Genomic DNA, 21089 nt, shown 5'->3' on the forward strand with positions numbered 1-21089 from the left:
AGAAGAATTATATACCTCTTAAAAGGTTATTATATATAGAAAACTCCCACTGAAATGAATGCATTTCGGTGGGAGTTTTTATTTGTCTAGAGACTTGATATTATTTATTCTTAAACTTGCCAATACCCAAAAACTTATAGACTTGAGCTTTGTATTTCCTTACGTGTTTGTCAAACTTATATTGAATCGCCAATCGTTGTTTCTCTTCTGGGTTCATCGTACGTCTATGCCACCCAATATGATCAACAATCTGATAATCAGTCAATAGAGAAGTAAATCCTAATTTTGAGTAAGCAGCAGAAATTGTCTGTTCGATAGGTCTTTCATAAGAAGAGTAAGGAGCCACTTTTTTGTAGTTTTCCAATTTTATCAAACTTGGAGAGAAAGATAACGGCTCTTCTTCAATGTGATAGTAACTCTTATTTTCAATCGTCACTTTTTTATTTTCATCGATAAGGCGCTCTACCTCTTCCTTATTTCTCAACCAAAGTGATAAATACTGGGGGTGCTCCACTAAAACTTTGACAGATTTTTCTATAAATCCTTTTTCCAAGAAGATCCAATCATCTTCCATATGGAAAACATAATCGCTTTTTACCGTAGCGTAAGCCTTATCAATACTATTGAGCTGACCTAGTCGCTTACCATTACAGATATATCTAAAGTAAGAGGGTTTATCTTCCAGTAATTTTTGAAGTTCCTTTTCTTTATTAGAGTCCTCAATAATGATGAATTCATCGATGGGATAAGTATTCATTTCAAGGAAACTATCTAAAGTCTCACTTAATAAATCCAGGCGTTCGCAACTTGTTAAAACAACGCTGACGGATACTTTTTCTTTATTACTCATAATATTTCTGTATTCCATTATCACAAAACGCTAATTTATTGTCGATTGCATTCTGTAATAATTCATCATTAACGCCTAAATTTCCTCTTGATCTTTCTTCATGATAGATATGATAAGCAACAGCTCCAAACCTGAAATTAATTCTCTTAATTCCTGAATTCAGCATTCTTACCACAAACTCACTGTCTTCTCTACCCCACCCTTTAAAATCTTCATTAAAGCCATTGATACGGTCAATATCTTCTTTCCAGAAACCCATATTGCACCCTTTGGTACCAATATCAGTTTTCTTTCTCTTAGAAAATAGTGACGATAAAAGTGGACTATTAATCGCATTAAGATGGTTTTTGATGCCTTTGCTAAAGAAGGACATCGAAGATTTATTTTCTTTCTTCAACGCTTCACTCGCCTCTTCGCTGATCATTACTCTACTACCTTGGTAATAGCGACCTTTCTTGACCTTAAGGATATAACTTTTAATAAAGTCTTTGCCAAGAATCATATCACCATCCACCATGATGATAAAATCCTTTGATGCTTTTGCTATGGCTTTATTTCTAATTTCAGCTAATCTAAAACCACTGTCTTCATGCCATACATGATGTATATTGAGTCTATCTCTGAAAGAATCGATCAGTTCTTTGGTCTCCGAAGTAGAACCGTCATCAGCAATGATCACTTCATCAGGAAGGACAGTTTGTGCGGCCACACTTTGAAGTACTAAATCTAACTCTTGTGTCTTATTATAAGTAGTGATGACTAAAGAGTTAGACACACTTTTATTTCTTTCAAACAGCTTAAAATATTTATAGAAAACGCCCATTGTATTGGACATTGAAATCAAAATACCTCTCCAACCATATAGAAAACCTCTCTTCAAGAAGTAATTATCCAAGAAAGAAACAAAGGTTTTGAATACAATCATCCATGGACCACTATTCTTTCTTCTGTAATGTTGGTCTGCATAGAGATCTGAATAGTATTGAAGTTTTTGCAATAATTCAGAAGCATTATCAAATGCATCATGCAAAAGTTTACCTTTCAGGTTGACTACTTTTACGTTTTCTAGATTAATAGACTCATGCACCTGTACATCGTGGTAGCGTGTCGCAGTTCTATTAAACAGTCTGATTATTTTATCATTATTCCAGTTACAGCCATTGACTATTTTGCCTTTATAAGCATTTAGTCTATGAACTTTTCCTACTTGATTGTCTTGCAATTTCAGATTCGAAAGTTCATTAATGAGCTGTTCTGTAGGATATTCATCACTGTCTATTGATAAAACCCAATCGTTTTTAGCATGTGATGCTGCCAGATTTTTTAATGGACCAAAACCAATAAATTCAGAATGATGAATTTTTACATTATCGAATTGTGCTGCTATCTCTAAAGTTTGATCAGTAGAGCCATTGTCAAGCAAAATAATTTCTTCAAATGCATCAAGGCTTTTCAGGCACTTTTCTATGGTCGGTTCTGCATTTTTTACAATGATAGCAACAGTAATATTTTTAATTTTCTTATCTGTCATACCCTTGCAGTTCTTGAAGCTTTCTATATTCTCCTCCTTCTTTTGCAATCAACTCCTTGTGCGTACCCTCTTCTACAATCTTACCTTTATTGATCACCACAATTTTGTCTGCTTCCATAATGGTACTCAATCTATGGGCAATCACTAGAGAAGTACGTCCTTTCATTAAGTGCTGAATGGCATCTTGTACTAACTTTTCAGATTCAGTATCCAAAGCTGAAGTTGCTTCATCCAAAATCAAAATATCCGGATTACTAACTACGGCCCTTGCTATACTTAACCTTTGTCTCTGACCACCTGAAAGACGGGATCCTCTATCACCAATGACCGTTTGATAGCCATCTTCCAATGCCATAATAAAGTCGTGTGCATTGGCAATTTTTGCTGCTTTGATAACGTCTTCCTCCGTAATAGAGTCCATACCGAAAGCAATGTTGCTATACACCGTATCATTAAATAAGATAGACTCTTGCGTCACTACACCCATATGAGAACGTAGTGAAGACAATGTATAATCTTTAATATTTAAGCCATCAATTTTTACAGCTCCTTTTTGAACATCATAAAAACGTGGAATGAAGTCAGCAATTGTAGATTTACCTCCACCGGAGCCACCTACAAGGGCTACTGTTTGTCCTTTCTCAATGCTAAAATTGATACCATGAATTACTTCTTTGTCTCCATAAGAAAAACGAACATCTTCTAACTCAATGTTTTTCTCAAATGACTTCAATTCCTTAGCATCTGCTTTATTTACAATCTCAGGTTTGGTATCAATCAATTCAAAAATTCTCTCTGTAGCCGCTACACCTCTTTGAATACGGCTAATATTACCCGTCAAACTTTTTACGGGGTTCAACACTTGAGTGAAAATACCTAAATAGGCTAAAAATTGACTGGCAGAAAGCGTAGGATCTTCTCCTAAAACTAACACACCACCATAGTACAACAACACGCCAATAAAGAATACCCCTAAAACTTCTGATGTTGGAGACGCTAATTCAATACGTCTTACCACTTTGAAGAAAGTATTGACATAATCATCATTGTGCTTTTTAAAAGCTTTGTTGACATAAGGTTCGGCATTGAATCCTTTGACAACGCGCATCCCTACAATAGATTCATCCAAAACGCCTAACAACTCACCATTTTTCTCTTGTAGTGAATGTGTTTTCTTTCTTAAAGATTTAGAAATCAATGCAATCATTCCACCTGAAATTGGTAAAATCAAGAACACGAATAAAGTCATCTGATAAGACAACATTATCAATGAAACGAAGAATATGATGAGGGCTACAGGATCTTTGATAAACGTAATCACAGAAGCCAAAGAGTTTTCGGTTTCTGTCATATCCGTTGTAGATCTTGCTATAATATCTGATTTTTTCTTATCGGTTAAGTAGCCAATATCCAGTGTTAATACTTTTTTAAACACTGAAGTTCTTAGATGAGAAATTGTATTTACTCTAAAGTTTTCAGCGATCATTTTTTCCACATATCGCATGATGTTCGTTAGTAACGATGCACCTACAGTCACTAAACAGATCATCATCAAAGCATATAGCTTTCCATTTTCATTCATCAACAAGCCAAATTCTTGATAGAAATAATCTTTCAAGAATTCTATTGAGCCATCAAAGTTCTTCAGCTCTAATAATACACCGTTTACTTTGAAGGATTCTTCACTTGTAAACAACATATCAAGTAAAGGAATTGCTAAACCAAAATTTGCTAAACTAAAAACACTTACTAAAACAGTCACAAAAAAATAGGGAATTAAAAAACCGGAAAGGCTCCCTGCATATGTCAGCAATCGCTTGTACGTTTTCATGTATTTTTATTACAATCTTTTTCAATAATAATTTCACACAAATGTAATGATTGTATTTCTATTAGTAAGTTAATTTTTGGGAGAATAGGAGGTGAAATGCCTGTTTCTTATATTTAAGTACTAAATCAAAATTATTTTGAGCTAATTCTCATTATTGTTGTGCGATGACTACCTTCAAAAAACTTGCAACAAACATTGTTATAAGGTTTTGCATTGTGATTATATCCACAAAAAATAATGCTTAATTGCCGTCAAATTCCTTTTGTTTTAGTTTCAAATGCAATTAATACAATAAAGATGAAAGAGAGAGTAGCACTCATTATTGGTAGTACAGGACTTATCGGGAGCCATACCTTACAAAACTTAATTCAAAATGATAGTTTCACACAAGTAATTTCAATATCGAGAAAGCCACTCAAGGTCAATCACAAAAAACTTAAAGAAATCATTATTGACTTTGACAAACTTGATACTGTTGAACTTAACACTCCTATTGATGCCGCTTTTTGCTGTTTAGGAACCACTATGAAAAAAGCAGGTAGTAAAGAGGCTTTTTATAAGGTAGATTTCACGTATTGTATTAATTTTGGGAAATTAGCGTTGCAAAATGGTGTAAAAAGTTTCCAAATTATTTCTTCGATGGGAGCTAACGCAGACTCTTTATTTTACTACAATCAGGTGAAAGGAAAAATGGAAAATGAATTGGCAAACATGAATTTTCCTACACTAAATATCCTTCAACCTTCGTTGTTATTAGGAGAAAGATCAGAAACTAGAGTTGGTGAAGACTTTGGCAAAATCATGAATCAAGTATTCTCTCCTTTTATCCCTAAAAAATATAAAGGTATAGAAGGTCGTAAGGTGGCTAATTTTATGATGCAAAAGGCTATGGATACAACATTGAGTGGAGTCAATAGATTCACCTCAGATCAAATGCAATAATTCTCATTTCAACTTCGCTATAATCTACGCTTCATTTTATAATATCTATTACTATCTGACAAATATGTACCCCAAGATTAAAGCCATTGGGTTAGGCATTTTTTTCTACGTATTGTGTTTTTTTCAACTCAACATACACTGCCTGGCTCAACACCACAAAGGGCTTGCACCTTCTACTGATAAACATTGGGCTTTATCTTTTCAAACAGGTGTCAGCAATTACTTTGGTGATCTTACAAAAAGTGCTTCTCCCACTGCCATTGACCCTAGCCTTTCGGGGATATATATAAGCGGTGCCTATGAGAAGAGATTTTCACACCGTTTCATTTTGAGAGGTGAAATCTCATGGTCCAGAATCAATGGTGATGACGCTCAAACTGCCGATATTGGCACTTTTGAATACAATAGAAATCTACATTTTAGAAACGATATTTTTCAACTTTCTGCTCTCGCACAAATTGACATTTTTCCTCACTTTGGGCATTATACGGAAAGAAAAAGAGTCACTCCATATGTACTGACCGGATTGACCGCATTCTTACATAATCCCAAAGGCAAAACGACCAACGACTTCGGTAGTACATGGGTAGATTTGGCCCCTTTAGGGACAGAAGGGCAAGGAGGTGAAATTTATAAACCAAAATACAATCAGGCGGGATTAGCAATTCCATTAGGGATTGGTGTCAACGTCAAAGTTACTGACCGTATCGATGTAGGAGTTGAATGGGTCAGCAAATATACATTTACGGATTATCTAGATGATGTAAGTTTACATTATGTTGGCGATGCCCATTTTGGAGATAATAAACTTGGCGCTGCAATGGCCGACCGCTCCCAGGAAAGTGTTGCCGTTTTGACTGGTGAACAACGACAAGTTCCAGATGAAAAATTCGGACCTGGGGAGAAAAGAAGTAGCAATAACAGTAATGATGGATTTTCAAATTTTTCAGTTCGTGTTCGCTATATTCTGTCAAAAAATAGACCTCCTAAATCATTATCCTGGTTACATAAAAACAATGAATTTTATAAACCGACGTTGCATGCAGAAAAATTAGAAAAAAGTACTCATGAGCCTTCTGAATTTATGAAATACAAGGATAGATATACTATTCAGAATTTAGCCATCAATACAGCTGGGTCTGAAAGGTCACCTTATTTTTACCAAGATGGTTTGATCTATACTACTGATAGAAACGACAGGAAGCATTTCAATAAACATTATAGAAAATCCTACTATAATTTTTACTTTGCTCCATTGCATGACCTTTATAGAAACGAACAAACAAGGCCAATTGCCATTGACAGTAGTGCTTTCCATCATCATCATCATCATTCTGCTTTTCAAATCGATGACCACCATATGATTGCTACGCTGTATGAGGCTGATGTTCCGCACTTAGAAGTCGCTCAACACAAACTCTTTTTAATTGATGTATTAGGCGAAAATATTTGGTCTAACATCAGAGAACTTCCTTTTAACAACGAGCATTATTCTATCTCTGAACCTTCTTTCTCTAGAGATGGCAATACGTTATATTTTGTCTCGGATATGGAAGGTGGCTACGGAGGCACTGATATTTATGTAAGTTATAAATACAACGGTCAATGGACTTATCCTATCAACTTAGGGGAAGTAGTCAACACTCCAGGCGATGAGGTTTCCCCTTACATTCATCCTGATGGTACTTTGTATTTTGCCTCTGATGGACATGATGGAATGGGCGGTCTTGATCTTTATGAAGCATATACCAAAAAAGGAATCATATTCGCCGTTGCTAATTTAGGTGCACCCATCAACTCTACACATGACGATTATGGATTGATTTTGAATTCCGTCAAAAGGACAGGTTATTTTACTTCCAATCGCTTAGGAGGTAAAGGTGGAAATGATATTTACCAATTAAATGTCAATGGTATTAACCTCTCAAGAATGTTGACAGATGAGCATGAAAACTTGTTTACTATTGAAGCTATGAAACTAAAAGGAAAAGTGGTTTCAAAAGATACAAAAGTCGCTTTACCTCGAATTCTTGTCAGTTTAAAAAATCTAGAAACCAATGCCTTGATAACGAAAAGAACGGATGAAAATGGTAATTATGATTTTGATATTTCTAATGAATCCAATTACGAAATCTTCCCTTCTGCTTTTGGTTACAAAAGAATGAAACCCACCAAAATTTCTACTGTTGGGGTTTTCGGTAAAGATGTTATTGAGAAAAAGTTGGTGATTGAACCTCTTGCTCAAAAAGTGAAATTATATGGTCAAGTAACCAATAAAACAACTGGTGAACTTCTGAAAAACATTGAACTTGTTTTTATCTCTCCTAATGAGGATGAAAATATTTATGTAAAATCAGATAATGAGGGGAATTACACAATGGAAATCGATAAGGATAAAAAGTATTATTTCTTTGTGGAAGAAAAAGGCTTTTTAGAAAAGAACTATCAGATTCCAGATTTATCAAAATATAGAACAGTTACTTCTATGAAATATAACATTAGGCTAGAACCTAAGGAATAATCATAGATCTTTAGAGCATAAAAAAGAGGGAAGAAATGGTTTGTTAATTAACCACTTCTTCCCTCTTGTTTTATTTTTTCTACTAATAATTTAATACCAAATTATCAATATCTAGTTTACTACCCACAGCACCTGTAAAAGTATCACCTAAAGCACTTGATGAGAAAACTATTAAAATATGCGTTGGAACATCATTAGGGTCAGCAAAACCGACTTCTTCTTCACCCGGATTTTGATTTAGTCCCATAAACGCTGGTGACCCTGCCGGAAGTTCACCATATTGCATCTCTAAAGTAAGCGTTGTCCAATCAGAAACAGTATCACCGCTTCTATGCCAAGCTGTTCCCAATCTATAGCGCTGTCCATCTACCCTTTTTTGGAGAATAATGTAGATATCACATTGATCATTTCCTGTTGAAGGGTTGCGGTTTTCATAATAATCAGTTCCTGGATTATATCTATAATCAACATTGACAGAAGAAGGTCTTCCACCGAATGTGATGCCGAATTTTGTATTACTCCTTGGGTTAGCAGCGTCAGGAGGAAGATCATCTGTAAAATAACCTGCAAACAGAGAACCTGCTGCAATATTATAAATAGGCACACTGATACTTTCCAACTGAGCATATTTTCCTCCATCTCTATCTTGAGGAGTAGTGTTACCACCATCAACAAATGAAGCAACAGCACCTCTATTGGCCGTATCCCAAATTCTTGAAGTTAACTCGTCTGATTGAGGCGTTGGTGTACTATAAGTATATTTATTGAAGAGCCAAGTTATTTCTGTTTCATACCAAGAATCAAAATTACTATTCTCTATTTGAACTTCAGCGGTTTGACGGAAAGCTTTCACTTTCCAGTTTACCTTAGTACCGTCTTCTGCAGTCACTACATAAATCACGGTGTCTGAAAAGTTTGCTATTTCCCCAACCATAGGGTTAACTGTTGCTAAAGAAGAAATATTAATGTTTGTCGTTTTAAGGCTATCAAGGTTGATAACTTCATTCACGGGTACTAATATTACTCTATTCGCTGAGTCTATTTGAGACGTTCCTGATTGTCCCTCTACTTCAAATGCTGTAATTTCAGCCTTTGGTGATAATCCAAAATAGTCCCAATCAATGCATGAGGAAAGAGAAAATGCTAAGGCACTAATTATTAATAATCGTAATATTTTCATCATTCAATGTTTAGAAATAGTAGGCTACAGCCAGTTTAATTTGTAATAAGTTCACTCTAAAATTGAGATCAAAATCAGTTCTTTGAGACTCCTCTGTATAATTTGTCACTGCTTTTCTATGTTCCATTTCTAACCCTAGTAGCCCCACTGAAGCTTCAAAAGCAAAACCATCTGCTATAAAAGCCGCAAGACCTGGCTGGATACCAATTCCAAGTAATACTTTATCGGTCATAGTTTTATTAAGGTCAGTTCCTGATTCTGTTTGTCTCATGGTTCTTGATGCTCCTACTTGTAGTGAGGTTTGATTGAAAATACTAAAACGTCTTGAACTTGAGAGAGGAATATAGTTTCTGATGAAAGGGGCAAAAAAGTAACCGTGTGAAATAGACTTCAATTGTGTTCTAACACTGTTAGAAGTATAAATCTCATTTTTATTTTGGCTTGAATAAGAAAACTCCATCCCTACCATAAAAAAGTCTTTAATAAAATATCCACCTTGAACACCTACTTCAAAGTCACCATTATCTTGTTTGTGCAGTTGTCTTATAAACTGATCTTCATTTTCAGCACTACTTGATGACAATTGTACAGTCAAGGAAGTATACCATTGACCTTTAGATTCGTTGTGGTTAAAGTCCATATCTCTTGGGTCTGGATCTTCTTTTATTTCACTTTGTGCATAAATAGATTGAATACTCATCAATAATATGAGTACAGTTAATATGTGTTTCATAAATTAGAAATAGATAAGAGTTATTAGAGCATGTCTAAAATCTAAATTTTAAGGAGTGAAGCACTTTATCTTTTTGAATAATAAGGAGATTAATTTCAAATAAAATAATGGTTTTACTTATGTTGGTGAAATAAATACACCCCTTACATAAGATAGGTCTTCACCGATAGAGAGCTTTATAAAGTGCAAGCTAAGCACTGTAGTTTTAATAAACGGTTTGCTACTTTAATATAATCAAAATTGAAGTATTTGTAAACAAAGCCGAGTTATTGTTTCTTCTTTATTCTTGGTTCAGTATAAATAGGCCAGAAAGGTATTCTGTAAAGCAATCTATACTGGAAATTTATCCTTGAGCGGTCGTCTTTATTATGATACCATCCTGGTATATGGGCTTTTGTAATTGCCGTTGCAGGAAAATCTTTTTTGATAACATAGGCGAAGCCGAAATCAGCAGTTAAGTTTTTGATCAATACTACTTTTATACTAACAGTGATTTCATACCAATCCACATTCACATTTTTCTCTGTTAAATGTTTTAGTGTAGCACCTTCATCCCAATACCCATTACCTGAGCTATAAAAATCTGCAGACTGATCAAAAGTGGAATTCGCATATTTAAAGCCAAATGATAATGCGTTATCAATCGACGACCTCTTCATTACGTTGTACTCTACACCAAATCGGTAAAATGCCCCGTTACTTCTGTACCTAAAAAAATCAGCATCAGGATTTTCTACTGTTCGATCCATTCTACCATATTCTCCAGTAATAAAGAAATCATTTCTGATCATCAAATCAGCATATAAAGTGTAAGCACTCATATTAGGTTCTGCCATGGACTGTACAAGTGGTCTCATGTCAGTACCCAATCGCATTCCTGACAACACTAAAAATTGAGACCCTTTGGGTTGTCCATTCTTATTCAACGGCCAAGGTTCCTTTATGATGCCTGTAGTATCTTGAGCATATTCAGAAGAATCTGACGTAGCATCTCCAGCTTCATTTTGAGCATAAAGCGTCAAAGTACCTCCTAGAAGGCATAGCGTTATCGTTAATATTTTAGATAAATAACTTAACATTCGGAATGTTTGGGTTAGTATTTACTGTTGTTCTATCTATTTGCATCTTCTTAAAGTGAGGGCCGGCTGGATAATTAAATTCCTTGCCTGTGGTACCTGCACTATCTAAAAGCACATCACCTACACCATCAAAAAAGATACAACCTGTTTCATCATCACTGATTGTGGTCGTAGTATTAAAAACTACCTTCAATTCTTGATCTGTATTCACGCCTTCGCCACTTTGTCTTCTAAAAACAAAGGTTGTGCTATCACTTCCTTCTAAGGGAAGGTAGATTGTACTAAAACGATCCGAACCATCATAGATAGGATCTTCAAATTCTTTTCCTTTTACAAAAATTGATGAAAAAACTTCTTCTCTTGCGTTACCTGTTACAAGGTCGAAATAAGTAACAATTAGGTTTTTGCTTGCTGATTTATCTTCTGAGTTACAAACATCTATCACAAATCGGATATTTTCCGTAATCGTATCAGCAATCACTGATGGCCAAGCAACGGTCACCGAATCAAACAATGCACCGAACTCTCCAACATAAGCATCTTGTCCCGCGCCTCCTTCAGTTGGAGATACTTTCAAGTTTGTGATCTGCTCAAAAGCACCACAATCAGGACCATTTACTTCAACAGATGTTTCATAACTTATATAGGTTGTATCTGCCAAGCCAGGCATTACAAATGAAAATCCTGTTTCCCTTGCCGTCACTTTCAATGGCAATAAATATTTACCATTTGCCATTTTTGTGATTTCAGAACCACCTATTCCATTTACAAACTCAAAATCTTGATCAAGGACTGTTGAGTAATCATTTTTATCATAAAAAGCTCCAACTGCATAAGATGATGGATTGGAATAAGCATCGCAATCTCTACAAGATGGGGTCGCTAAAAAAATTGATAGGGGTATTAAAGACCATAACCCTCTTTTGATTAATTTCATCAAGTTCATACAACAAATTTAAGGAGCAAAACGCAATTTAAAAGGATTTTCCAGTTAGGATTGTGTTTTCGTAGTACAAATCAATTAAAACTTAAGATTTGACAGTTATCTCTTTATTGTTGACACTTTAGTTCATAAAAAAAGCGACTCCGAAGAGCCGCCTAATCAATTTAGAACATGCTTGAACCTCCCAAAAAGAGGATAAGCATTTCTTTTATAACGTGAGAGTTACTGATTTATTTCAATAATTCATAAATACCTGCTACACCTTGTCCGCCACCAACACAAGCTGTTACCATACCGTATTTCTGATTACGTCTTCTCATTTCATTGAAAAGTTGCACTGAAAGTTTTGCACCTGTACACCCTAGTGGGTGACCTAATGCAATCGCTCCACCGTTTACATTCACAATACCTGGATCGATATCAATATTTTTCAATACTGCCAAAGATTGTGCTGCAAAAGCTTCATTCAATTCTACTTGCTCAATGTCTGACAATTTCAAACCTGCTTGAGCTACTGCTCTTGGAATAGCCTCTACCGGACCAATACCCATAATTCTTGGGTCTACCCCTGCCGATGCATAAGACACCATTCTTGCGATTGGCTCCAATTTCAGTTCCTTTACCATACGTTCAGACATTACCATCACGAATGCTGCTCCGTCTGAAGTTTGAGAAGAGTTACCGGCTGTTACTTGTCCTCCTTGTTTAAAGGCAGGCTTTAAGCGACCTAAGCCTGAAGCATCAGATTTACGTGGTCCTTCATCCGTATCCACTACAAATTCTCTTGTCTTTTTACGATCACCTTCCAAATACGTTTCTTTCACTGTAATTGGAACGATCTCATCTTTGAATTTTCCATCAGTAATCGCTGCCAAAGCTTTCTCATGTGATTTTACTGCAAATTCATCTGCTTCGTCACGGTCAATGCCGTAATCCTTCGCAACTTCTTCTGCCGTAAGACCCATGTTTAAATAATACTGAGGTGTTTCCGTGGCAATTTTGTAGTTCAACCCTGTCTTGTAGCCCATCATTGGTACCATAGACATGGATTCTGTACCACCTGCAATAATACAGTCCGCCATTCCTGCACGGATCTTGGCCGTTGCCATTGAGATCGTTTCTACACCGGAACCACAGTATCTGTTCACCGTTACACCTGGTACTTTTAAGTTATCTGGAGCAAAAGCAAGCAATGAAATCATTCTTGCCATTTGCATACCTTGTTCTGCTTCTGGAATTGCACAACCTACAATGAGGTCATCAATTCTTGTGGGGTCCAAAGCCGGTACGCTCTGAACGAGATGTTGGATGACATCTGCTGCTAAATCGTCAGGGCGTGTGAATCGAAATCCACCTTTTTTCGCTTTGCCAATCGCTGTTCTATATCCTGCTACTATGTAAGCTTCCATTGTTTTATGATCAGTTGTTTAATGGTGATTAGTAAAATTAGTTTCTTAAAGGTTTCCCTTTGAATAGAATACTTTGGATACGCTCCAATGTTTTCTTCTCGCCTGATAAACTCAAGAACGCTTCACGCTCTAAGTCCAATAAATATTGCTCAGAAACTAAAGTTGGAGCTGAAAGATCTCCACCATTGATCACATAATTTAATTTACGAGCAATCTTAGCATCGTGGTCTGAAGCCCAATGTGCGTATTGCATTCCTGCAACACCTGCCTCAAACAATGCCATACCGCCACGGCCTTGTACTTTAATATCTCTTCTAGGATTAGCTTGTGCATAACCTAAGGCTGACAATTCCAATACACGTGTTTTGGCATCTGCAATCACACGCTTACGGTTAAGAGTTACTCGAGATTGAGCATTCATAAAGCCCATGTTTCTCATTTCCTCTGCTGAAGTTGCCACTTTTGCTGTCGCAATGCTCATAAACGCATCTTGCAGACGGTTGTACTCCGGATCACCTTCTTTTAATGAATCCGATACTCGAAGTGCCATTTCTTTGGTTCCTCCACCTGCAGGAATCAAACCAACACCTACTTCTACTAATCCCATATAGGTTTCAGCATGTGCTTGAATAGCATCACAGTGCATTGATAACTCACAACCACCACCTAGTGCTAGACCAGAAGTTGCCGCCACAACAGGTACTGAAGAGTAACGAGCTCTCATCATTGTTTTCTGGAACTGAGCAATCATCAAGTTGATTTCATCATATTCCTGATCACAAGCAAACATAAATAGCATCGCTAGGTTGGCACCTGCTGAGAAGTTGGCCGATTCATTACCAATTACAAGGCCTTTCCAACCTTTCTCTTCCGCAATTGAGATTGCTGTATTTACCCCCTCAAGGTTTTCAGCACCTAAGGCATTCATTTTGGTATGGAACTCAAGGTTCAAAACGCCATCTCCAATATCAAATAATGTTGCTCCTGCATTACTCCATACTACATTTTCACCACGTAATGTTTCTAACATCACTAATGATTCTGTACCAGGAACAACTTTGTAAGATTTAGAAGGAATATCATAGTAGAAACGTTTGCGGTCTTCATTTTTATAGAATGAAGTATGGCCTGCTTCCAACATTTCATAGACCCAAGCTGCTGCCTTTTCACCTGCAGCTTCCATTTTCTCCACTGTTTCTTTCACGCCAAGAATATCCCAAGTCTCAAATGGACCTAATTCCCAAGCGAAACCAGCTGCAACTGCTTCATCAATTCTGAATAATTCGTCTGCAATTTCTGGAATACGGTTCGAGCAATAACGGAATACGTCATAGAAAGTCTTACGGTAGAAATCACCTGCTTTATCTTCAAAACCTAGTAAAATTGGAAGACGTTCTCTTAGGTTGTCAATGTCTTTTACCGCCTCAAGTGCTTTGAATTTCGCTCTAGTTTTTGGCTGGTATTCAAATGTTTCAAGATTCAATTCAAGAATAACTTTTTTGCCATTCTCGTCTTTTGTCTTTTTATAATAACCTTGTTTTGTCTTATCACCAAACCACTGACGGTCATTTAACTCGCTCACGATTTTTGGTAAAACAAAACGCTCTTTTGATTCATCTTCTGGCAAACCTGCATGCAAGTTGTTCGATACTTTCACCATTGTATCCAAACCAACCACATCACTTGTACGGAATGTTGCCGACTTCGCTCTACCAATCAAAGGACCTGTCAATTTATCTACTTCACCTACAGATAATCCCATTTCTTGAATAGTGTGCATACCCGACATAATTGCATAAACACCAATACGGTTGGCAATAAATGCAGGAGTATCTTTACACAATACCGTTTCTTTTCCTAGATGAACGTCACCGTAATGCATCAAGAAGTCAACAACATCTTGATCAGTGCTTGGTCCAGGAATAATTTCTAATAGACGTAGGTAACGTGGAGGGTTGAAAAAGTGAGTACCACAGAAGTTTTTCACGAAGTCCTCACTTCTACCATCGCACATAAACTTCATCGGAATACCTGATGTATTTGATGTTATTAATGTACCTGGTTTACGGTGTTGTTCTACTTGTTCAAATACTTTCTTTTTAATTTCAAGGTTTTCTACCACGACCTCAATCACCCAATCACATGAAGCGATTTTTGGCATATCATCCGTGAAGTTTCCAGTTGAAACTAAACGCTCAATCCCTTTTTTAAAAATAGGTGCAGGCTTAGATTTTAGAGCGGTTTTTAGAGCATCATCAACAATTCTATTACGAACTGATTTTGTTTCAAGGGTTAATCCTTGTGCTGCTTCTTTCTCTGATAATTCACGAGGCACTATGTCTAACAATAATACCTCTACGCCAATATTGGCAAAGTGACATGCAATTCTAGATCCCATAACTCCGGAACCCAGAACCGCCACTTTATTGATAGTTCTGTTTTTCATCGGTTTACCGATTGGTGTTGTTTATTGTATTTATTTTAATTGGGTGTAAACGCTTTGAAAGTAAAACTACTTTTTATTCACGTTTTCCTCAGTTATTCCAAAGCCTTTGAGTTGATCTCTGATCTCATCAAACATTTGCCCTTTCGGGTCTTTGATTACTTCGTTAATGCTATCCATCACATTAAAGAAGGTTCCTAGTTCTTCAGGAGTAATTTTTTCTTCTACTCTTCTTTGAAAAACTTTTACGGTCTGTTTCGACATCTCACGCTTCATCTGACCGTAATCTGTTAAACGAATAATTACTTTTCGTTTATCTGTTTTGTCTGCTACCCTCTCAATGAGTCCTTTTTCTTCAAAGTTTTTCAACATTCGAGTAAGGCTTCTTGCCTCCATACCCATCAAGGGAGCAATTTTTGTAGCAGGAGTTCCGTCAACAGGGTCAATATTTAAAAGCACAAAACCGATGGAGTGGGAAATTTCATAATCTGCACCTAATAAATTGTACATTTTTGAAATTGCTAACCAAGTTGCTTTAATGCTTAAATCGACCGACTTTTTCTTTTTTTCAGTTCTACGTAATTCGCCCATGCTTTCATAATAATTTTGTGATGTGTGTGTGTTTGTGTTATTGGTGAGATGCATAGGAATATTTTACGTCTAAAATACGCTTATCCTCTCCTTCAATTCCAAATATATAAATATTTAGTATGCAAGCATAACATTTTTAAAAAAGTTTTATTAAAATTTATTTAGAAATCTATTAATTATCACAAAAGATCTATTACAAAACATACAATTAAATAAAGGTTTCAGAGCTTGTTTAAAACAATTAGTTACATTTGTGTGCTATATTAGTTGTGACAACAACTTTTATCAAAAACATCGGAATAATTTCAATAGAAAGCTGAATGAAAGAACTCGCTTATCTTAATAAATATATCATACGCTATGGCTTTAGGTTAACATTGGGGATCATTTTTATGATTATCTCCAACATATTTGCTATTGCCCCGGCACAAGTGGTACGCTATGCATTAGACTTAGTTGTAGACACCTTAAAAACACAAACTTTACTGAAAGGAAGTGGCATTTATGACAGTTACATTAATGAATTTTTCCAAATCGTATTGCTTTATGGTGGTGTAATCGTAGGTATGGCGTTTATGAGAGGAATATTCTTATTCTTTGTTCGTCAGACTATCATTGTGATGTCTCGTTTAATTGAGTTTGACTTGAAGAATGACATTTTTGAACATTACCAAAAACTACCTTTAAGTTTTTACAGAAAAAATAATACGGGTGACTTGATGGCCAGAATTTCTGAAGATGTCAGTAAAGTAAGAATGTACCTGGGACCTGCCATTATGTATAGTATTAATATGGTGATCTCCTTCATATTGACTATTTCTATCATGGCAAGCATCAATGTGGAATTGACAATTTGGGCCTTATTTCCTCTTCCATTACTTTCTATCAGTATTTATTTTGTCAATAATATCATCAATAAAAAGTCTGAATTGATTCAACAGCAATTGTCTGCCATGTCAACTTTTGTACAAGAAGCATTTTCAGGTATTAGAGTATTAAAAGCCTTTGTCAGAGAGAAAGAATCACTCCACAACTTCACTGCTACTGCTGAAGAATACCAAGATCGTCAATTAGAATTAGCGAAAGTAAACTCTATGTTTTACCCGTTAATGCTCTTTTTGATTGGGTTAAGTACAATCTTAACTGTGTATGTAGGTGGTTTAGAAGTTGAAAAAGGAGCCATTACACCAGGCGTTATCGCTGAGTTCATCATGTATGTAACGCTTTTAACTTGGCCAGTGACATCATTAGGATGGGTAACTAGTATTGTACAAAGAGCTGCCGCCTCTCAGAAAAGAATCAATGAGTTTTTAAGTATAGAACCTGAAATCACTTCACCTACCAACAAACCTTTTGAAATTAAAGGTAAAATCACTTTCAAAGATGTTTCTTTAGTCTATCCTGACTCAGGGATCAAGGCATTAAATAAAGTATCGTTTGAAATAGAAACAGGTAAGACATTAGCAATTTTGGGGACAACAGGTTCAGGTAAAAGTACTGTAGCCAACTTAATTTCTAGATTATATGATCCTACAGAAGGAAAAATTTTGATAGATGATCATGACCTCAAAACATTGAATCTTCATGACATCCGTTCTCAAATCAATATGGCTCCTCAAGATGTATTTTTATTCTCTAATACATTGAGAAATAATATCGCTTTTGCCAAAGCAGATGCTACTGAGGAAGACATCATTAGAGCAACTAAAAATGCGGGGCTTTGGGACAACATCCAAAATATGGACAACGGTCTTGACACTATTGTAGGAGAAAGAGGAATTACGTTATCCGGAGGACAAAAACAAAGGGCTACCATAGCCAGAGCTATTTTGGGTACACCGAGTATTTTGATTTTAGATGATAGTTTATCTGCGGTTGACACCAATACAGAAAACGAGATTTTAAACAATTTACAAGAGGTGATGAAGGATAGAACTTCAGTAATTATCTCTCATAGGGTTTCATCTGTAAAATTGGCAGATAAAATTATTGTACTTCACGAAGGCAATATTATAGAGCAAGGAACTCATGATGAGCTACTTAAAATTGAAGGACACTATCAATCACTTTACCAACAACAATCAGAGAGCAATAATTAAAGAATATTTGCAAATTATTAATTAGATTTGTTTCGATTCATAAGACAAATTAAACATTGAGTACCTGAAAAATGGTGTTCTGATTTACCCGTTATAATGATTCAAATTTTTATAGTCTAATGATGGCTATAAGTAAAGACCTAATTTTAAATTAATTTTAGCTTACATCATGTAAAGTTGATTTTCAATTTGTAAATTATCTGACATATCCTGTAAGCCGACAACGCTATCTTTTTAAAATTTGAATACTCAAAACCAAATACATAAAATCTCTGAGAAAGAATTCAAAGAGCTCTTTGATAAATACTATGATAGTATAAGGAGTTTCATCTTCTATAAAATTGGCGATATCGACCTTTCTGAAGACATTGCTCAAGAAACTTTTGTGAAATTTTGGGAGTCAAGAGAAAAAGTAATTCTTGATACTGTAAAAACTTACCTCTATACCATTGCAAATAACTTAATGCTCAACCATATTAAACATGGAAAAGTTGTACTTCAATTTGAGCAAAAACAAAACAAAAAAGATGGGGAAGTAGAAACAAACCCTGAATACAAAATGGAACTTGATGAGTTCCAATCTACGTTAAATAAAACCATCTCCGAGATTCCTGACAAAAGTAGAACCGTTTTTTTAATGAATAGAATTGATGGACTTACCTATACTGAAATAAGCGAGAGGTTGGGGGTCAGTGTCAAGGCCATTGAAAAAAGAATGTCGAAAGCCTTAAGTATTCTTAGGAAGGAATTGGATATTAATATCTAAAACAAGAGTCCAATTTATGCTTAATAGTTCAATATAAACCGGTTGTAGAAAGTTTAGAAATCATAAATGAGAGTTAATTTCATTAGAAAACTTTAATTGATTTTTGTATGTTTGCCATTTCTGAGTAGAGTCCTCTTACTCAGAGTAATATTTAATAACAAATAAACAAACAATAATAATATGATCAATCTTGTATTATTTGGCCCTCCAGGTGCAGGAAAGGGAACACAAAGTGATATGATTAAAGAAAAGTATAATCTTGTTCACTTGTCAACTGGAGATCTTCTTCGTGGTGAAATCAAAGCAGGGACTCCTCTTGGAATCAAAGCGAAAGAATTGATGGATCAAGGTCAATTAGTGCCAGATGAGGTTGTGATCGGAATGATTGATTCTAAAATCAAAGCAAACAAAGAAGGTAACGGTTTCATCTTTGATGGTTTCCCTCGTACAGTTGCTCAAGCTGAAGCTTTAGATGGTTTAATGTCTGAAAATGGCATCGCTATCTCTGGTATGGTTGCTCTTGACGTTGATGAGGAAGAATTAACAAAGAGAATCTTGAAGCGTGGAGAAACTTCTGGTCGTACTGATGACCAAAACGAAGACTTGATCCGTAACCGTGTAAAAGAATACAACACGAAAACGGCTCCAGTAGCTAATTTCTACGAAGCACAAGGAAAATATAAAACAATTGGCGGTGTAGGTTCTATTGAAGAGATCTTCACAAACTTATGTGCAGCTATCGATAGCTTATAATCAATATATTTATATTGCAAAGAAGGGGTATTACGCAGGTAATACCTCTTTTTTATTGGCTTAAAAAATATTCTACTCTTATTTTATTATTTAATTCATTGGTTTTTATACTCTTATTCCAATCAGTTGTTAATAATAGTGATAGGATTTAAGTTCTTTCCCTACCTTTGCAGTTCGGCTTGAAAGTGAGTATTGCATCAATGCATTTTTGTCCTGTGCACTCCCCTCTCTTAAAAGCCTTATTATTCGACATTTAGTATAGAAAAAATGGCTTCATCAAATTTTATAGATTACGTAAAAATATTCACACGTTCAGGTTCAGGCGGATCTGGAGCAGTATCTTTTCGTAGAGAAAAACACGTACCGAAGGGTGGTCCTGACGGTGGTGATGGTGGACGAGGTGGACATATCATCTTAAAAGCTGATAAACAACTTTGGACTTTATTACACCTGAAATACCGTAAACATGTTCATGGTAACAATGGACAAAGTGGTCAAGGTACAGGTAAAAGTGGTTCTGAAGGGGAAGATATTATCCTTAATGTGCCTTTGGGAACAATCGCCAAAGATGCAGAAACGGGTGAAAAACTTTGTGAGTTAACAGAGGACGGTCAAGAAATCATCTTAATGAAAGGTGGTCGTGGCGGTTTGGGTAACAGAAACTTCAAAACGGCTACCAACCAAACTCCTCGTTATGCTCAGCCGGGTGAAGACTGCCAAGAAGCTTGGGTGATTCTTGAGTTAAAAGTATTGGCAGATGTGGGTCTAGTAGGATTCCCTAATGCGGGTAAATCTACTTTACTTTCTGTACTTTCAGCAGCAAAACCTGAAATCGCAGATTATCCATTTACGACCATGGTTCCTAACCTAGGTGTAATTTCTTACCGTGATAACCGTTCATTTGTTATGGCGGATATTCCTGGTATTATTGAAGGAGCCGCAGAAGGAAAAGGTTTGGGTATTCGATTCTTAAGACATATCGAACGTAATTCTGTTTTACTTTTCATGGTCCCTGCCGATAGTGAAGACGTAGCTCATGATTATCAGGTATTAGTCAATGAGTTGACGAAATACAACCCTGAGTTATTAGATAAAAACCGTCTTTTAGCCATCACGAAAAGTGATATGCTAGATGAGGAATTAGAGGAAATGATCTCTGAAACTTTACCTGAAGGCATACCTTATGTATTTATTTCTTCTCTTGTTCAGAAAGGTATTCCTGAACTAAAAGATATGCTCTGGGAAGCCATCAATGACGGCGTAGAAGAAGAGGTACAAGAGTTTGTAGAAGAAGATTACGAACCTCTCCCTGATGCAGACTACAATCCTTATCAAGATCGCATTGATTTGGAAAATGAGTCAGATGAAGAGGAGTAAAAATAATAAGAGGCAATTTCGAAAGAGATTGCCTTTTTTGT

At 35.9% G+C, this 21089-nt stretch carries 16 protein-coding genes; 6 read left to right on the forward strand and 10 right to left on the reverse strand.

What is annotated here, in order from left to right; all coding sequences use genetic code 11:
- Nucleotides 1–100: 100 nt before the first annotated feature.
- Genes IC221_RS09680 through IC221_RS09690 form a run of 3 tightly spaced genes read right to left on the reverse strand, consistent with a single transcriptional unit; the run spans nucleotide 101 to nucleotide 4212 of the window.
- Nucleotides 101–850 carry a glycosyltransferase family 2 protein gene (locus IC221_RS09680; RefSeq protein ID WP_188168776.1) on the reverse strand — a complete coding sequence of 250 codons (750 nt, stop codon included), beginning with the start codon at nucleotides 848–850 and terminating at the stop codon, nucleotides 101–103.
- The gene (locus tag IC221_RS09685; protein ID WP_188168777.1) at nucleotides 843–2381 is read right to left on the reverse strand and encodes a glycosyltransferase; all 1539 of its coding nucleotides are present in this window, start codon (nucleotides 2379–2381) and stop codon (nucleotides 843–845) included. Before IC221_RS09685 ends, IC221_RS09680 begins: the two co-directional genes overlap by 8 nt.
- Nucleotides 2371–4212 (reverse strand): ABC transporter ATP-binding protein, encoded by a 1842-nt coding sequence (locus IC221_RS09690; protein WP_188168778.1) that lies wholly within the window; start codon nucleotides 4210–4212, stop codon nucleotides 2371–2373. The genes IC221_RS09685 and IC221_RS09690 overlap by 11 nt, the downstream gene beginning before the upstream one ends.
- Nucleotides 4213–4509: 297 nt before the next feature.
- Here IC221_RS09690 and IC221_RS09695 point away from each other — a divergent pair, with 297 nt between their 5' ends.
- Both IC221_RS09695 and IC221_RS09700 read left to right on the forward strand, forming a co-directional pair.
- Nucleotides 4510–5154: an NAD(P)H-binding protein gene (locus tag IC221_RS09695; RefSeq protein ID WP_188168779.1), complete on the forward strand. Its 645-nt coding sequence runs from the start codon at nucleotides 4510–4512 to the stop codon at nucleotides 5152–5154.
- A gap of 64 nt (nucleotides 5155–5218) precedes the next feature.
- On the forward strand, nucleotides 5219–7675 hold the full coding sequence (locus IC221_RS09700) for a DUF6089 family protein (protein ID WP_188168780.1): 2457 nt from the start codon (nucleotides 5219–5221) through the stop codon (nucleotides 7673–7675).
- A gap of 82 nt (nucleotides 7676–7757) precedes the next feature.
- Here IC221_RS09700 and IC221_RS09705 read toward each other — a convergent pair whose 3' ends face one another.
- The 7 genes from IC221_RS09705 to IC221_RS09735 all read right to left on the reverse strand — a co-directional run bounded on the left by IC221_RS09705 (nucleotide 7758) and on the right by IC221_RS09735 (nucleotide 16053).
- Entirely contained in the window at nucleotides 7758–8858 is a 1101-nt protein-coding gene (locus IC221_RS09705; protein ID WP_188168781.1) for a PCMD domain-containing protein, read from the reverse strand.
- Nucleotides 8859–8865: 7 nt separating this feature from the next.
- Entirely contained in the window at nucleotides 8866–9588 is a 723-nt protein-coding gene (locus IC221_RS09710) for an outer membrane beta-barrel protein (RefSeq protein WP_188168782.1), read from the reverse strand.
- Between the two features lie 266 nt (nucleotides 9589–9854).
- A complete protein-coding gene (locus tag IC221_RS09715; RefSeq protein WP_188168783.1) occupies nucleotides 9855–10667 on the reverse strand; it encodes a DUF6048 family protein in 813 nt (270 codons plus the stop codon).
- Complete coding sequence (locus IC221_RS09720; protein WP_188168784.1) at nucleotides 10648–11604, reverse strand: hypothetical protein; 957 nt, start codon at nucleotides 11602–11604, stop codon at nucleotides 10648–10650. Before IC221_RS09720 ends, IC221_RS09715 begins: the two co-directional genes overlap by 20 nt.
- Before the next feature lie 236 nt (nucleotides 11605–11840).
- Nucleotides 11841–13019 (reverse strand): acetyl-CoA C-acyltransferase, encoded by a 1179-nt coding sequence (locus tag IC221_RS09725; protein WP_188168785.1) that lies wholly within the window; start codon nucleotides 13017–13019, stop codon nucleotides 11841–11843.
- A gap of 37 nt (nucleotides 13020–13056) precedes the next feature.
- Nucleotides 13057–15465: a 3-hydroxyacyl-CoA dehydrogenase/enoyl-CoA hydratase family protein gene (locus IC221_RS09730; protein WP_188168786.1), complete on the reverse strand. Its 2409-nt coding sequence runs from the start codon at nucleotides 15463–15465 to the stop codon at nucleotides 13057–13059.
- A gap of 66 nt (nucleotides 15466–15531) precedes the next feature.
- Entirely contained in the window at nucleotides 15532–16053 is a 522-nt protein-coding gene (locus IC221_RS09735) for a MarR family winged helix-turn-helix transcriptional regulator (RefSeq protein WP_188168787.1), read from the reverse strand.
- Nucleotides 16054–16373: 320 nt separating this feature from the next.
- Here IC221_RS09735 and IC221_RS09740 point away from each other — a divergent pair, with 320 nt between their 5' ends.
- The 4 genes from IC221_RS09740 to obgE all read left to right on the forward strand — a co-directional run bounded on the left by IC221_RS09740 (nucleotide 16374) and on the right by obgE (nucleotide 21048).
- Nucleotides 16374–18152 (forward strand): ABC transporter ATP-binding protein, encoded by a 1779-nt coding sequence (locus tag IC221_RS09740; RefSeq protein ID WP_188168788.1) that lies wholly within the window; start codon nucleotides 16374–16376, stop codon nucleotides 18150–18152.
- Between the two features lie 241 nt (nucleotides 18153–18393).
- Nucleotides 18394–18918 carry an RNA polymerase sigma factor gene (locus IC221_RS09745; protein WP_188168789.1) on the forward strand — a complete coding sequence of 175 codons (525 nt, stop codon included), beginning with the start codon at nucleotides 18394–18396 and terminating at the stop codon, nucleotides 18916–18918.
- 180 nt (nucleotides 18919–19098) lie between these two features.
- Nucleotides 19099–19671 carry an adenylate kinase gene (locus IC221_RS09750; RefSeq protein WP_188168790.1) on the forward strand — a complete coding sequence of 191 codons (573 nt, stop codon included), beginning with the start codon at nucleotides 19099–19101 and terminating at the stop codon, nucleotides 19669–19671.
- A gap of 267 nt (nucleotides 19672–19938) precedes the next feature.
- Nucleotides 19939–21048, forward strand: coding sequence for a GTPase ObgE (obgE, locus tag IC221_RS09755; RefSeq protein ID WP_188168791.1), 1110 nt, complete (start codon nucleotides 19939–19941; stop codon nucleotides 21046–21048).
- Nucleotides 21049–21089 lie beyond the last annotated feature (41 nt).

Origin of the sequence: Flammeovirga sp. EKP202 (genome assembly GCF_014534745.1) — a bacterium.
GTDB lineage: Bacteria > Bacteroidota > Bacteroidia > Cytophagales > Flammeovirgaceae > Flammeovirga.

What these genes read in the sequence shown, in the direction of transcription:
- IC221_RS09695 (WP_188168779.1), top strand. Translation starts at nt 4,510, where the DNA reads ATGAAAGAGAGAGTAGCACTCATTATTGGTAGTACAGGACTTATCGGG.
- IC221_RS09705 (WP_188168781.1), bottom strand. Translation starts at nt 8,858, where the DNA reads ATGATGAAAATATTACGATTATTAATAATTAGTGCCTTAGCATTTTCT.
- IC221_RS09720 (WP_188168784.1), bottom strand. Translation starts at nt 11,604, where the DNA reads ATGAAATTAATCAAAAGAGGGTTATGGTCTTTAATACCCCTATCAATT.
- IC221_RS09730 (WP_188168786.1), bottom strand. Translation starts at nt 15,465, where the DNA reads ATGAAAAACAGAACTATCAATAAAGTGGCGGTTCTGGGTTCCGGAGTT.
- IC221_RS09725 (WP_188168785.1), bottom strand. Translation starts at nt 13,019, where the DNA reads ATGGAAGCTTACATAGTAGCAGGATATAGAACAGCGATTGGCAAAGCG.
- obgE (WP_188168791.1), top strand. Translation starts at nt 19,939, where the DNA reads ATGGCTTCATCAAATTTTATAGATTACGTAAAAATATTCACACGTTCA.
- IC221_RS09690 (WP_188168778.1), bottom strand. Translation starts at nt 4,212, where the DNA reads ATGAAAACGTACAAGCGATTGCTGACATATGCAGGGAGCCTTTCCGGT.
- IC221_RS09735 (WP_188168787.1), bottom strand. Translation starts at nt 16,053, where the DNA reads ATGGGCGAATTACGTAGAACTGAAAAAAAGAAAAAGTCGGTCGATTTA.
- IC221_RS09680 (WP_188168776.1), bottom strand. Translation starts at nt 850, where the DNA reads ATGAGTAATAAAGAAAAAGTATCCGTCAGCGTTGTTTTAACAAGTTGC.
- IC221_RS09700 (WP_188168780.1), top strand. Translation starts at nt 5,219, where the DNA reads ATGTACCCCAAGATTAAAGCCATTGGGTTAGGCATTTTTTTCTACGTA.
- IC221_RS09750 (WP_188168790.1), top strand. Translation starts at nt 19,099, where the DNA reads ATGATCAATCTTGTATTATTTGGCCCTCCAGGTGCAGGAAAGGGAACA.
- IC221_RS09685 (WP_188168777.1), bottom strand. Translation starts at nt 2,381, where the DNA reads ATGACAGATAAGAAAATTAAAAATATTACTGTTGCTATCATTGTAAAA.
- IC221_RS09740 (WP_188168788.1), top strand. Translation starts at nt 16,374, where the DNA reads ATGAAAGAACTCGCTTATCTTAATAAATATATCATACGCTATGGCTTT.
- IC221_RS09715 (WP_188168783.1), bottom strand. Translation starts at nt 10,667, where the DNA reads ATGTTAAGTTATTTATCTAAAATATTAACGATAACGCTATGCCTTCTA.
- IC221_RS09710 (WP_188168782.1), bottom strand. Translation starts at nt 9,588, where the DNA reads ATGAAACACATATTAACTGTACTCATATTATTGATGAGTATTCAATCT.